The sequence below is a fragment of the Xanthomonas nasturtii genome, assembly GCF_023337365.3.
GTDB classification, from domain to species: domain Bacteria; phylum Pseudomonadota; class Gammaproteobacteria; order Xanthomonadales; family Xanthomonadaceae; genus Xanthomonas; species Xanthomonas nasturtii.
In genome coordinates this window covers 1009254-1022276 of the sequence record NZ_CP142084.2, presented here as the reverse complement: position 1 = coordinate 1022276, position 13023 = coordinate 1009254, and the positions used below count along the sequence as shown (strand labels likewise).

Here is a 13023-nt window from a genome sequence, read left to right as displayed (position 1 = left end):
CGCTTCACCTGCGCCATCACGCGGCCTGCAACCAATCGCGCAGCGCCACCGTCACCGCAGCGGGTGCTTCCACCGGCGCCATATGCCCGCACTCTTCGAACACGGCCAAGCGCGCCTGCGGAATCTGCCGCGCCATGTCTTGATGCCGTGCCAGCGGGCTCCAGGCATCCTGGCGCCCAACCCCCAGTAAGGTGGGGCAGCGGATCTGCGCAAGCACCGGCGCGGCATCCGGGCGCTCCAGCAACGCGTTGACCTGACCGGCAAAGCTCTGCGCGGTTTGGCGCTGCACCATCGCGCTGAGGTCTTGCATCACGCCGGTATCGGCGATGCGTGCGGGGTGCAGCATCGGTGGCAACCAGGCCAGCGCCAGCGCATGCATGCCTTGCGCCTGCGCCAGATCCACCAGCGCCTGGCGCTCCTCGCGTTCGCCATCGCGACGCGGCGCAATGCCAGTATCGAACAGTGCCAGCTGCGTCACCCGCTCGGGCGCCTGACGCATGATCTCCAGCGCCACCCGCCCGCCCATCGAGTGCCCGGCCAGCGCAAACTGCGGCGGTGCGATGGCCAGCACATGGGTAGCCATCTGCACGATGCTGTCGAACCCGGGGAAATCCAGTACCTGCACATCGGCCAGATCGGCCAGCGCATCGCGCTGCGGCTGCCAGATAACGGCGTCGCAGAGCAGGCCGCAAAGCAGCAGCAAGGTGGGTCTAGATGTGTGCGAAACGGAAGTCATGCCGCGACTGTAGCCACGCCGGCCGCGTGCGTCGTATGGAAGATGCGGCCTACGCTATAAGCTTTTAGACATAAAGCGTCGACTGGGCCGGCCAGGCAGAGAGCAGGCCGGCAGACGTAAGATTGCCTACGCGCCGCCGGATGCCCGTTGCCACAACACATCGACCAGCGGCGGCAGCCTGCCGGCCAGGCCGAGCACAGATCCACGCAGCAGGGTCAGGTGCATCTCGTCGTTGGAAAACACGTTGTTGATCGCATCGAAAGCGTACGCGGCCACGGCATTTTCACTGCGGCGGGTACGCGCCCAGCGCTGCAGCCGGTGCGCAGCGGCCCAATCCGCACGTTTGACGAGCGCGGCGCGCACTTCCGCACGCAGTGCAGCGACATCGCGCAACCCCAGGTTGACGCCCTGCCCCGCCAGCGGATGCACCACATGCGCGGCGTCGCCCAGGGTCAGCACGCGACCACTGACGTACTGCTCCACCAATTGCCGTTGCAGCGGGAATGCCGTGCGTGCGGAGGCCACACGCACTTCACCCAGGCGCGCGGCAAAGGCCTGGGTCAACTCGCGCGAAAACGTCGCGTCGTCCAGTTGCAGCACACGTTCGGCATCGCTATCGGGCAACGTCCAGACAATCGAACTACGGCCATCGGCAAACGGCAGAAACGCCAGTGGTCCGGTGGTCAGAAAGCGCTGCCATGCAGTGGCCTGGTGCGGCTGTTCGGTCTCCACGAAAGCAACCACGCCCCGTTGCGCGTAGGCGTGCCGCGACACCGGCAGGCCGGTCAAATCGCGCAAGGTGGACGACGCGCCATCGGCCGCGATGGCAATGGCCGCTTCCAGCCGGCTGCCATCGTCCAGGCGCAGGCGCACGCTGCCGGTGTCCTGCTCCAGTTCGGCCACGCGCGCCGGGCAATGCACTTGGATCCCGGCGCTGTGCACGGCCGCCCACAGGCGATCGACTAGCAACGCATGTTCGACGATCCAGCCGAGTTGTTCGCGACCCAATGTATCGGCGTCGAAGCAAAGCTCGCCGCCACCGCCGGCATCCCAGACCCGCATGCGTCGATATGGCTGCACGCGCGCGGTGCGCACCGCGTTCCACACGCCCAGGCTGTCGAGCAATGCGGCGTTGTCGGCAGCGAAGGCGTAGACGCGCAGATCCGGCTGATCGGCGCGCCAGCTTGCCGGGTCGCGCCCTTCGACCAGGGCCACGCTCAGGCCGGCGTCGGTCAGCGCCAGCGCGCAGGCGGCACCAACCACGCCGCCGCCGACGATCACCGCATCGCGCGTACAGCGGCGGCTCATGCGATACCCCGGCAGAGCTGCGGGACATCGCCACGGAAGCCCATCGCGCCGCCGACCAGCATCGATTGCAGCGGCGCTGCCTGCGAAGTCGCGAACAAACCGAGGCTACGCAACGGCCGCAGCAACGGTGCCGGATTGCCGGTCAGCCGCGCCAGACCGCTGGAAAACCCGATGGTGTGCTCGCGATCCACCCGCCGCCGCGCAAGATACTCGGCCAGCAACGCGCCGGCACCGGCATCGCTGCGATCGTGTTCGATCAACTCGGCCAGCGTCAGTGCATCGCGCAATCCCAGATTGAAGCCCTGCGCACCGATAGGGTGCAGCGTCTGCGCCGCGTTGCCGAGCAGGACCACGCGCTCGGCGACCAGGTCGTTGGCCAGCACCTGCACCAGCGGGTAGGCGCTGCGCTCGCCGCTGGCGACAAAGCGCCCGGCACGCCAGCCGGCCGCACGCTGCAAGCGGGCAAGCCAGCCGGCGTCATCGAGCGCGGCCACGGCGTCGGCCTCGGCACGCGCCACGCAGTGGATCGCGCCGTAGTGGCGGTCGCCGCGTGGCAGCAATGCGGTTGGTCCGTGTTCGCCAAACCGCTCCCAGGCCGTGCCATCGGGCGGCCGGGAGGCGCGCACACGTGCCACGAACAAGGTCTGCAGGAAATCGTGCGTGTCGGTGTCGATGTGCAGCAACTCGCGCACCGCGCTGTTGCTGCCATCGGCGCCGACCACCAGTTTGGCGTGCACACGCTGCTCGCCAGCCTCGGTGGTCAGGCGCACCGCGCGCAGGCCGTCCTGCACCGGCTCCACGCCGATGCAACGTGCCGGGCGGTAACGGCGTAGATGGGTCAATTCGTCCAGGCGCGCCTGCAAGGCATCGCCGAAGTCGCGCGCCACCACCACCTGGCCGAAAGCGTCGCGGCCGTAATCGGCCGCGTCCAGTTGCACGCGACCGAAGTCGCCGGCGCGGCTGACATGGATGCGCCGGATCGGCCCGGGCGGGCTGCGCAGCTTGGCCATCACCCCAAGCGCGCCGAGCGCATTCACGGTGGCCGCGGCGAAACTGAGGTTGCGTTGGTCGAACACCGCCGGCGGCGTGCCGGCCGGGGTGGCCTCCACCAGCCCGACATCCAGGCCGAGGCGGTCCAGCGCAATCGCCAGGCTGGAGCCGACCAGGCCGCCGCCAACGATCAGAACGTCATGGGGAAGTGTCATCCCGACATGATAAGCCTTCGCCCATGCGCGTTGCCGCCGAAGGCTGGGACATCTTGCCGCGCCCGCTGCCGCCTGCGGCCCGCATGGCTCGCAGGTGCCGCAGGCACTCCCCGCGCCGATTGCACGCTGCCGCAAGGCGCGGGCAGCGCCGCTTCCACGCTACACTCGCGGACCTGTGATCCGGCTCCCTTCGCGCATGACTCCTCGCTCGCACGACACCCTGATTCTGAGCCTGCTCGCCTTGCTGATGGCGGCCACGCGGATCAACCACTTCGCGCCGGTTCCGGACGCGTCCTGGGCGGTGTTCTTCATCGGTGGCTTCCACCTGGCCGCTCGCACCCGGCTGGCATTCCCGCTGTTGATGGGGCTTGCGGTGGCAGTGGATTGGCTGGTGATCACCCAACAGGGCCTGAGCTTCTGGCAGCACTACTGCGTGTCGCCGGCGTATTGGTGCCTGATCCCGGCGTACTTCGCGTTGTGGGCTGGCGGCGTGTGGCTGCGCCGGCACTATCACGGCGCGCAGTGGAGCGCGCTGGCCAGGCTGGTGCCCGCCCTGCTGATCGCCGTGGCGCTGTGCCAGCTGATCGCCCAGGGCAGCTTCTACTGGATCAGCGCCAGCGTGGCCGAACCGACCGTGTCCGGCTGGTTCAAGAATTACACCGACTGGCTGGGCCCGTACCTGCGCAGCGCCGCGCTGTATGTGGCCGCTGCGGCGGCAATCCAGGTGGCTGCCGAGCCGCTGGCCGCCCCGCGTCGCCAGCCCCACGCCGGCTGAGTCATGGGCAACCGACTCTCACGTATCTATACGCGTACCGGCGACGACGGCAGCACCGGCCTGGGCGATGGCAGCCGGACCGGCAAGGACGCGCTGCGCGTCAATGCCTACGGCACCGTGGACGAAGCCAATTCGGCCATCGGCGTATTGCTGGCCGCACCCGGGGTGCCGGAGCCGATCGCCGCACTGCTGACCACTGTGCAGCACCAGTTGTTCGACCTGGGAGGCGAGTTGTGCATTCCTGGCCACGCGGCCATCGAGGCGGCCGACATCGAGACGCTGGAGCGCCAGCTGGACGCCTTCAACGACACACTGCCCGCATTGAAGGAATTCATCCTGCCGGCCGGTGGCGAAGCGGCCGCGCGCTGCCATCTGGCCCGCACCATCGTGCGCCGGGCCGAGCGCGAGACCGTTGCGTTGTCGCGCCAGGAAGCGGTGCGCAGCGAGGCGATCGGTTACCTCAACCGCTTGTCGGACCTGCTGTTCGTGCTGGCGCGCGTGCTTGCGCGTGTCGACGGACAGCAGGAAGTCCTGTGGCGGCATGACCGCCGGCGCGGTTGAGCATGTGCCCGGCTCGACGGAGAGGCTAGAGTTGCCCCATGTTGGTCTTTACCCATCCCGCCTGCCTCGGTCACGACGCCGGCCCTGAACACCCCGAAAGCCCCGCCCGCCTGGAAGCGGTGGTCGAGGCCCTGCGCGCCGCGTTCCCGGATCTGGACTGGCGCGAGGCGCCGCTGGCCAAGCTCGGCGACCTGTGCCGGGTGCACGAGCGCGAGCAGGTGGACGCGGTGCTGGAAACCGCCTTCGACGGCTATCGCCAGCTGGACGTGGACACGCGCATGGTGCCCGCCTCGCGCGCGGCCGCCCTGCGCGCTGCAGGCGCCGGCATCGCCGCCGTGGACGCGGTGATGCAGGACCAGACCCGCACCGCCTTCTGCGCAGTGCGCCCGCCCGGCCACCACGCCACCGCGCAGGTCTCGATGGGCTTTTGCCTGTTCAACAACATCGCCGTGGCCGCCGCCCACGCGCGCGACCGGCATGGGCTGGAGCGCATCACCATCGTGGATTTCGACGTCCACCACGGCAACGGCACCCAGGCGATCTTCGAGCGCGACCCGGCCGTGCAGTACCTCAGCACGCACCAGTCCGGGTTGTTCCCGCACTCGGGCAGCGTGTACGAGCGCGGCGTGGGCAACATCCACAACCTGCTGCTGCCGCCTGGCAGCGACGGCCTGCGCTTTCGCAATGTGTGGGAAGACGAGATGCTGCCGCTGATCGATACCTTCCGCCCGCAGCTGATCCTGATCTCCGCCGGCTTCGATGCGCATCTGCGCGACCCACTGGCCGACCTGATGCTCGACGACGACGATTTCGCCTGGCTCACCGGTGCCCTGCGCACCCTGGCCGACCGCCATGCGCGCGGCCGCGTGGTCTCCATGCTGGAAGGCGGCTACGACCTGCAGGCGCTACGCGAAAGCAGTGTGGCGCACGTGGCCGCACTGCGCTGAGCCTGCCGGGACAGCAGTCGCGCCACCGGTTGCGATGAACCTCGCCCCCCCGATGCGGGCGCTCTTCATTGCCCCTATGCGGGGTATGCGGCAAGCTAGTCGCCATTTTATTGGTTGAACCCACGCGTGCGCCGAGCTCTCCGCCTGCTGCCCCTGCCCTTGAGCATCGCCATCTGCCTCCCGGCCATGGCTGCCGACAAGCCGTTGAACTGGGGTTTGTGCCCGGCCGTGGACCCGCTGCCTGGTTTCGATGGCGCCCCCGCCGCCGACGCCAAGGCCGCCGAGATGCGCCAGCAGCTGCCGACCGACATCGAAGGCGACCAGTTGTCCGGCACCAGCACCACTCCGCAGTACCAGGGCAATGTGGCGCTCAAGCGCGGCGACCAGTTCCTGGGAGCCGACAACCTGCGCATGGACACCGAAACCGGCAACTACATCGCCGAAGGCAATGTCCGCTACCAGGACACCTCCTTCCGCATGGTCGCCGACCGTGCCGAAGGCAATCAGGACACCGACGCCCACAAGGTCAGCAACATCCAGTACCAGCTGGTAGACCGGCGCGGCAATGGCGCGGCCCAATCGGTGGACCTGCAGGGCCAGGTCGGGCAGATGCACCGTTCGACCTATACCACCTGCGACCCCTCGCAGCCGATCTGGCGGGTCCGCGCGCCGGAGATCGACGTCGACAACGAAGAAGGTTTCGGTACCGCACGCAATGCGGTGCTGCAGATCGGCAAGGTGCCGGTGCTGTATTTCCCGTGGTTCAAGTTCCCGATCGACGACCGCCGCCAGACCGGCTTGCTGTTTCCGCAATTCGGCCTGTCCGGGCGTAACGGTTTCGATTACCTGCAACCGATCTACCTCAACCTGGCGCCGAACTACGATGCCACCCTGCTGCCGCGCTACATGAGCAAGCGCGGTTTCATGTTCGGCACCGAATTCCGCTACCTCTATGAGGGCGGTCGCGGCGAAATCACCGGCAACTATCTGCCCAATGACAACCTGCGCAAGAAAGACCGCGGCAGCGTTTTCTATAGCGGCTACCACAACGTCAACAGCCATTGGCAGGCGCGTAGCAGCATCTCCTGGGTCAGCGACACGCGCTATGTGGAGGACTTCACCAGCCGCATCAATGGCATGGGCTCGGCGTCCAGCCTGCAAAGCACCGTGGGCATCTACGGCACCGGCGAAACCTGGACAGCCGGCCTGATGGCCGACCGCTGGCAGCTGACCGACTACACGCTGGACGAACAGGCGCTGCCCTACAACCGGCAGCCGCGCGCGTATTTCACCTGGGAGAAGCCGTTCGGCATCTTCGAAGCGGGCGTGTATGCCGAAGCGGTGCGTTTCACTCATGACGACTCGTACTTCGTCCAGCCTCCGAGCCCCAGCACTCCAGGCGAAACAAACAGCCGAGACGATAACGACGAATACGTCCGCACCAACATCCGCAACAGGGAGTACGGCAGCGGCTCGCGCCTGGACGTCAAACCCTACATCTCGATGCCGTTGTCGGGCGCAGCCTGGTTCATCACCCCGACCGTGGCGTGGCGCTATACCGCGTATCAGCTGGATTCCATTGTCGCAAACACCGCGCCGCTGACCGGCAACCGCTCTCCCACGCGCAGCCTTCCGATCACCTCGCTGGATGCAGGCCTGTATTTCGATCGCGAAACCTCGCTGTTCGGGACCAACTATCTCAATACGCTGGAACCGCGCATGTACTACCTGTACGTGCCCTACCGCGACCAGGATGATCTGCCGGTCTTCGACACCCGTCCGTTCACCTTCAGCTACGGTCAATTGTTTCGCGACAGCCGCTACACCGGTGCCGATCGCCAGAACGACGCCAACCAATTGACCCTGGCCGTGACCTCACGCTGGCTACGTCAAGAGGATGGGCGCGAGAAGCTGTCGCTGAGTGCCGGTCAGATCCTGTACTTCAATGATTCGCTGGTGACGATCAACAGCTCCGCTGCCAACAGCGAGCAACCCATCGAACAGGGCAAGTCCGCCTGGGTGGCCGATGCCAACTACATGATCAACGACCGCTGGTCCATGGGCGCCACCTACCAATGGAACCCGAACTCGCGCAAGGAAGATCTGGCCAGCCTGCGCACGCGCTACCTGCTGGGCAACGACGGCATCATCAATCTGGCCTACCGCTATCGCCGCGATCTGATCAGCAATAACGACCAGTTGAAACAGGCCGACTTCTCGTTCCTTTACCCGATCAACCCCACCTGGAGTGCGGTTGGCCGTTATTACTACTCGCTGCTGGATCGCGAGCCGCTGGAAATCATCGGTGGCGTGCAGTGGGACAGCTGCTGCCTGGCGGTCCGCGCACTGGTGCGCCGCTTCGTGCGCAACCGCGATGGCGAGATGGACAACTCCATCCAGTTCGAGTTTGTCCTCAAGGGCTTGAGCTCGTTTGGCCAGAACACGGATCGCACTTTGCGCCGTGCTATTCTCGGCTATTACCGCGACGACCTGTACCTGGTCCCGCCCAGCAATACCAACACCACGAGCAATCCGGACGATTACGATCCGAACCTGATTCCATGACCAAGCCTTTCTCTGTCGTTCTTGCCTCGTTGCTGGTCATCACCAGCACGGTTTCGCCGTTGGCCTCGGCCCAGCAATCCCAGCCGCTGGATCGCATTGCAGCCATCGTCGACGAAGACGTGGTGCTGCAGAGCGAGCTTGATCGCGCGGTGCGCAACGTCAAGTCGCAGTACGCCGGCCGCGAAAACCAGCTGCCGCCGGACGACGTCCTGCAGCGCCAGGTGCTCGAGCGCTTGGTGTTGGTCAAGTTGCAGGTCGGCCGCGCCGACGGCAGCGGCATCCGCGTCAGCGACGAGGAACTCAACCGCGCCATCGCCAGCATCGCCCAGCAGAACGGCACCACCGTGGATGGCTTGCGCCAGAAGCTGGCCGCCGACGGCATGGGTTATGCCGATTTCCGCGCTTCGGTGCGCGACGAAATCATCGTGCAGCGCCTGCGTCAGAGCTTCGCGCAGAGCCGCATCAGCGTGAGCGAAGGCGAAGTGGACGCCGCGCTGGCCCAGCAGGCCACCACCGGTAGCCAGTACCACCTGGCGCACATCCTGGTCGGCTTGCCGGAAGGTGCGACCGCCGAGCAGATCGCCACCGGCCAGAAGAAGGTCGATGGCGTCAAGGCCTTGATCGACAAGGGCGAGCTGGATTTCTCCGCAGCCGCAGTGCGTTATTCGGATAGCCCGAATGCGCTGGAAGGCGGCGACCTGGGCTGGCGCAGCCTGGACGAGATCCCCAACGCATTCGCCCAGCTGATCCGCGACATGCAGCCCGGTCAGGTCGCCGGTCCGTTGCGCGGCCCGAGCGGTTTCCAGTTGCTCAAGCTGGTGGAAATGCGCGACGCCAATGCCGGCGGCGAAAAGAAGCTGGTCACCGAATACAACGCACGCCACATCCTGGTGCGCATCAACGACAGCCAGACCGAGGCGCAGGCCAAGGCCAAGATCGATACGTTGCGCGCACGTATCACCGGCGGCGCCGACTTCCAGGCAACGGCCAAGGAGTCTTCCGAAGACACCAATAGCCGTGGTCAGGGTGGTGATCTGGGTTGGTTCCCGGCCGATGCGTTCGGCCCGGACTTTGGCAAGCAGGTCGAAGGACTGGCAGACGGCGCGGTGTCCGAGCCGTTCCGTACGCAGGCGGGCTGGCACATTGTGCAGCGCGTCGGCAGCCGCCAGACCGACGTCAGCGCCGAAAATCAGCGTGCGCAGATCCGTGAAACGATCGGTCGCCGCAAGCTGGAAGAAGAGTACAACCGCTATCTGCAGGAACTGCGCGGCGAAGCGTATGTGAGCTACCGTACCGGCGACCGCGCCGATGACAACGCCACAGCCGCTCCCGCCAAGTCGGCAGACCCGGCAGCGCCTGCGGAACCGACGACGCCGCCGGCAGAGCCGACGCCCTGATTCCGGACGCCCGGAGTTCATGATGGTCCCGTCGCTCGCGCTGGTGCCAGGCGAGCCGGCTGGAATCGGGCCGGAGCTGTGCGTCCGGCTCGCGCAGCGGCTGCGTTCCGACGCACATCTGATCGCCTACGCCGATCCCGACACCCTGCACGGCGCCGCAAAGGCGCTGTCGTTGTCTGTGCGCTTGCTCGATCCCGGCCAGCCGGCACGCGCGCCAGGCGACCTGCCGCTGCATCCGGTTCGCCAGGCGGTGGCAACGCGCTTTGGCGCTCCAGACCCAGCCAATGCAGCGGCGGTGATTGCCGGCTTGCGTGAGGCCGCGGGCGCGTGCCTGGCCGGCCGCCTGCAGGGCATCGTCACCGGCCCGGTGCACAAGGCAGTGATCAACGCCGGCGGCATTCCCTACACCGGCACCACCGAGCTACTGGCCGAACAGGCAGACTGCCCGGTGGTGATGATGCTGGCCAACAGCATCGTGCGCGTGGCGCTGGTGACCACCCATCTGCCGCTGCGTGCAGTGGCAGATGCGATCACCCCCGGTGCCCTGCTGCAGTGCCTGCGCATCACCCACACCGCGATGCAGCGCGACTTCGGCCTGGAGCATCCACGCATCGCCGTGCTCGGCCTCAATCCGCATGCCGGCGAAGACGGGCACCTGGGCCGTGAAGAACTGGATATCGTCATTCCGGTACTGGAGCGGCTGCGTGGCGAGGGCATGCAGCTGATCGGCCCGCTGCCGGCGGACACTGCGTTTTTGCCGCAAAAACTGAGCGGTTTCGATGCGGTGGTCGCGATGTATCACGACCAGGGCCTGCCGGTGCTCAAGTACAGCGGTTTCGAGCAGGCAGTGAACATCACCCTCGGGTTGCCCTACCCGCGCGTGGCGGTGGATCACGGCACCGCGCTGGAACTGGCCGGCCGCGGAATCGCAGACCCGTCCAGCCTGATGGCGGCCACCGAGCTATGCGCGCGCCTGGCGGCACGCCGCTAACCCGCCTGCGCTTACCTGTTGCCGGCATGCCGCATCGGGCACGCCGCCCATCCCCAGGCCGTAAAGCGGCCAACAAGTACGACGGCGCAGCCGCCAGAGGAGTGCGGCCGGTGCTCGGTGCGGCATGTATCACTCGTCCACTGCGGTTGTGAGCGCGCCGTCCGCACCCACCCGACGGCTGCTTGCTACGGTGTGTCAGCCGCTCCACACCACACGCGATCCCTGTACCAAGCATGCGGTAGCGTGCACGTCGCCCATCTGGCGGCGCCTGGTGCGCGCAACGGGCCCGCGTGCAGGCGCTGCCTCCGTTAAACTGCACAGATGAATTCTTCTTTCAGCGCACCGGCCAAGAAGTCGCTTGGCCAGCACTTTCTTGCCGACCGGTATTACATCGACCGTATCGTGCAGGCGGTGGACCCGCGCGCCGGCCAGCATCTGGTCGAGATCGGTCCGGGCCAGGGCGCCATCACCTTCCCGCTGCTGCGCAAGCATGGCGCCTTGACCGTGATCGAATTCGATCGCGACCTGATTGCGCCGTTGACCGAGGCCGCTGCGCCCATCGGCGAACTGAGCATCATCCATCGCGATGTGCTCGGCGTGGATTTCACCGCGCTGGCCAACGGCACGCCGATCCGCCTGGTCGGCAACCTGCCCTACAACATCTCCTCGCCGATCCTGTTCCATGCGCTGGACCATGCTGCCGCGGTGGCCGATATGCACTTCATGCTGCAAAAGGAAGTGGTCGACCGCATGGCTGCCGGCCCCGGCAGCAAGGTCTATGGGCGGTTGAGCGTGATGCTGCAGGCGTATTGCGAGGTCACTGCGCTGTTCGTGGTGCCGCCGGGCGCCTTCCGGCCGCCGCCGAAGGTGGATTCGGCAGTAGTGCGGCTGGTGCCGCGCGACCCGGCCACGGTGCAGATCAAGGATCGCCGCCGCTTCGCCGACGTGGTGCGTGCCGGTTTCGGGCAACGCCGCAAGACCTTGCGCAATGCCTTGTCCACCGTCTGCGAACCGGCGCATTTCGAAGCTGCCCAGGTGCGCCCGGACGCACGTGCCGAACAACTCGAGGTCGCCGATTTCATCCGGCTGGCCAATGTCGAGCTGGCTTGAGCGCCGCTCCCACACGGTTTTATTTAGACTTTCGCCATGCAAGATGATCCGCGCTATCGGGTCGAGGTCGAGGTATCGCCCCGCTTCCTCGCTCATCAATCCACCCCGGACGAGGGCCGCTATGCTTTCGCCTACAGCATTCGCATCCAGAATGCGGGCGCCGTGCCTGCGCGCCTGATCGCGCGGCATTGGCTGATCACCGATGGCAATGGCCGGACCGAGCAGGTCGATGGCGAGGGCGTGGTTGGCGAGCAGCCGTGGCTGCGCCCGGGCGAAGCTTTCCACTACACCTCCGGCGTGCTGCTGGAGACCGAGCAGGGACAGATGCAAGGCCACTACGACATGGTGGCCGACGATGGCACCGAATTCACCGCCCCGATCGCCGCCTTCGTGCTGAGCGTACCCAGGACGCTGCACTGATGGATGTTGGACTGATGGAGCGCGCGCAATGAGCGTCTGGGCAATCGGCGACCTGCAAGGGTGCTACGACATCACCCAGCGGTTGCTGGAAAAAATCAATTTCGACTCCGCACATGACACGCTGTGGTTCTGCGGCGACCTGGTCAACCGTGGCGGGCAGTCGCTAGAAACGCTGCGTCTGGTGCATTCGTTGCGCGCACACAGCGTGGTGGTGCTGGGCAATCACGACCTGTCGCTGCTGGCGATCGGCGCACGTTCGGAAGAAGAACAGCGCAAGGTCAACCCGGATCTGCTGCGCATCGTGCTGGCCGAGGATCGCGACGCGCTGCTCGACTGGCTACGCATGCAGAAGCTGGCGCACGTGGACCGCGAACTGGGCTGGATGATGATTCACGCCGGGCTGGCGCCGAAGTGGACCACGCAGACGGCCGAGAAACATGCGCGCGAGGTCGAGCAGCAATTGCAGGGCGGTGGTTACCGCAAACTGTTGCGCAACATGTACGGCGATCAGCCGGGCTGGTCGCCGGGCCTGAGCGGTTACGACCGCAGCCGCGCGATCATCAATCTGTTCACGCGCATGCGCTATTGCACCCCGCGCGGGCGCATCGCCACCGACGACAAGGGCACGCCGGGGACGCAGGCGCAGGGCCTGTATCCATGGTTCGAAGTGCCGGGCCGGGTCGAGCGCGATCTGAAGATCGTCTGCGGGCATTGGTCTGCGCTGGGCCTGACCATCACCCAGGGCGTGCATGCCATCGATACCGGCGCGGTGTGGGGCGGCAAGCTCACTGCCTTGCAGCTGGATACCGACGAGCTGCGCGTGGTGCAGGTGCCGGGACGCGAAGTGACCGGGCCGGCACCGACGGCGCGTGCTCCGCGGCGTCCACGCGAGCGTCAGGGGCGCCAGCGTTCGCGCGGCAACCGCGGCGGCAATGCGACGAACGCTGCAGCGGCTCCAAACCCGCAAGCCGATCCACCACAGGATTGATTGCGCAAGGCGCCCGTCGT

The 13023-nt window shown here is 66.6% G+C and carries 12 protein-coding genes and 1 other RNA gene; 10 read left to right on the top strand and 3 right to left on the bottom strand.

Annotated features, from left to right (window positions below):
• Window positions 1-16: 16 nt before the first annotated feature.
• From M3O59_RS04310 to ubiH, 3 genes are all read right to left on the bottom strand, one after another.
• Window positions 17-736, bottom strand: coding sequence for an alpha/beta fold hydrolase (locus M3O59_RS04310; RefSeq protein ID WP_064633773.1), 720 nt, complete (start codon window positions 734-736; stop codon window positions 17-19).
• A gap of 126 nt (window positions 737-862) precedes the next feature.
• Window positions 863-2044: a UbiH/UbiF family hydroxylase gene (locus M3O59_RS04305; protein WP_249046813.1), complete on the bottom strand. Its 1182-nt coding sequence runs from the start codon at window positions 2042-2044 to the stop codon at window positions 863-865.
• Entirely contained in the window at window positions 2041-3249 is a 1209-nt protein-coding gene (ubiH, locus tag M3O59_RS04300; RefSeq protein WP_116906458.1) for a 2-octaprenyl-6-methoxyphenyl hydroxylase, read from the bottom strand. Before ubiH ends, M3O59_RS04305 begins: the two co-directional genes overlap by 4 nt.
• A 196-nt stretch (window positions 3250-3445) precedes the next feature.
• On the opposite strand from ubiH, the gene M3O59_RS04295 reads away from it, so the two are divergent.
• The 10 genes from M3O59_RS04295 (at window position 3446) to M3O59_RS04250 (ending at window position 13003) form a co-directional block, all read left to right on the top strand.
• The gene (locus M3O59_RS04295) at window positions 3446-4024 is read left to right on the top strand and encodes a hypothetical protein (RefSeq protein ID WP_116906457.1); all 579 of its coding nucleotides are present in this window, start codon (window positions 3446-3448) and stop codon (window positions 4022-4024) included.
• Between the two features lie 3 nt (window positions 4025-4027).
• Window positions 4028-4585, top strand: coding sequence for a cob(I)yrinic acid a,c-diamide adenosyltransferase (locus M3O59_RS04290; RefSeq protein WP_064633765.1), 558 nt, complete (start codon window positions 4028-4030; stop codon window positions 4583-4585).
• Between the two features lie 38 nt (window positions 4586-4623).
• A complete protein-coding gene (locus M3O59_RS04285) occupies window positions 4624-5532 on the top strand; it encodes a histone deacetylase family protein (protein ID WP_116906456.1) in 909 nt (302 codons plus the stop codon).
• Between the two features lie 126 nt (window positions 5533-5658).
• Entirely contained in the window at window positions 5659-8097 is a 2439-nt protein-coding gene (lptD, locus tag M3O59_RS04280) for an LPS-assembly protein LptD (protein ID WP_064633811.1), read from the top strand.
• Entirely contained in the window at window positions 8094-9494 is a 1401-nt protein-coding gene (locus M3O59_RS04275) for a peptidylprolyl isomerase (protein WP_249048061.1), read from the top strand. The genes lptD and M3O59_RS04275 overlap by 4 nt, the downstream gene beginning before the upstream one ends.
• Before the next feature lie 19 nt (window positions 9495-9513).
• Window positions 9514-10485 (top strand): 4-hydroxythreonine-4-phosphate dehydrogenase PdxA, encoded by a 972-nt coding sequence (gene pdxA, locus M3O59_RS04270; RefSeq protein ID WP_249048062.1) that lies wholly within the window; start codon window positions 9514-9516, stop codon window positions 10483-10485.
• Window positions 10486-10609: 124 nt separating this feature from the next.
• Window positions 10610-10686, top strand: a non-coding RNA gene (locus tag M3O59_RS04265) — sX9 sRNA.
• Between the two features lie 120 nt (window positions 10687-10806).
• Window positions 10807-11595 carry a 16S rRNA (adenine(1518)-N(6)/adenine(1519)-N(6))-dimethyltransferase RsmA gene (gene rsmA / locus M3O59_RS04260; RefSeq protein WP_064633757.1) on the top strand — a complete coding sequence of 263 codons (789 nt, stop codon included), beginning with the start codon at window positions 10807-10809 and terminating at the stop codon, window positions 11593-11595.
• A gap of 36 nt (window positions 11596-11631) precedes the next feature.
• The gene (gene apaG, locus M3O59_RS04255) at window positions 11632-12015 is read left to right on the top strand and encodes a Co2+/Mg2+ efflux protein ApaG (protein ID WP_064633755.1); all 384 of its coding nucleotides are present in this window, start codon (window positions 11632-11634) and stop codon (window positions 12013-12015) included.
• Between the two features lie 28 nt (window positions 12016-12043).
• Window positions 12044-13003, top strand: a complete 960-nt coding sequence (locus tag M3O59_RS04250) for a symmetrical bis(5'-nucleosyl)-tetraphosphatase (RefSeq protein ID WP_249046815.1) — start codon at window positions 12044-12046, stop codon at window positions 13001-13003.
• The last annotated feature ends 20 nt before the right edge of the window (window positions 13004-13023 follow it).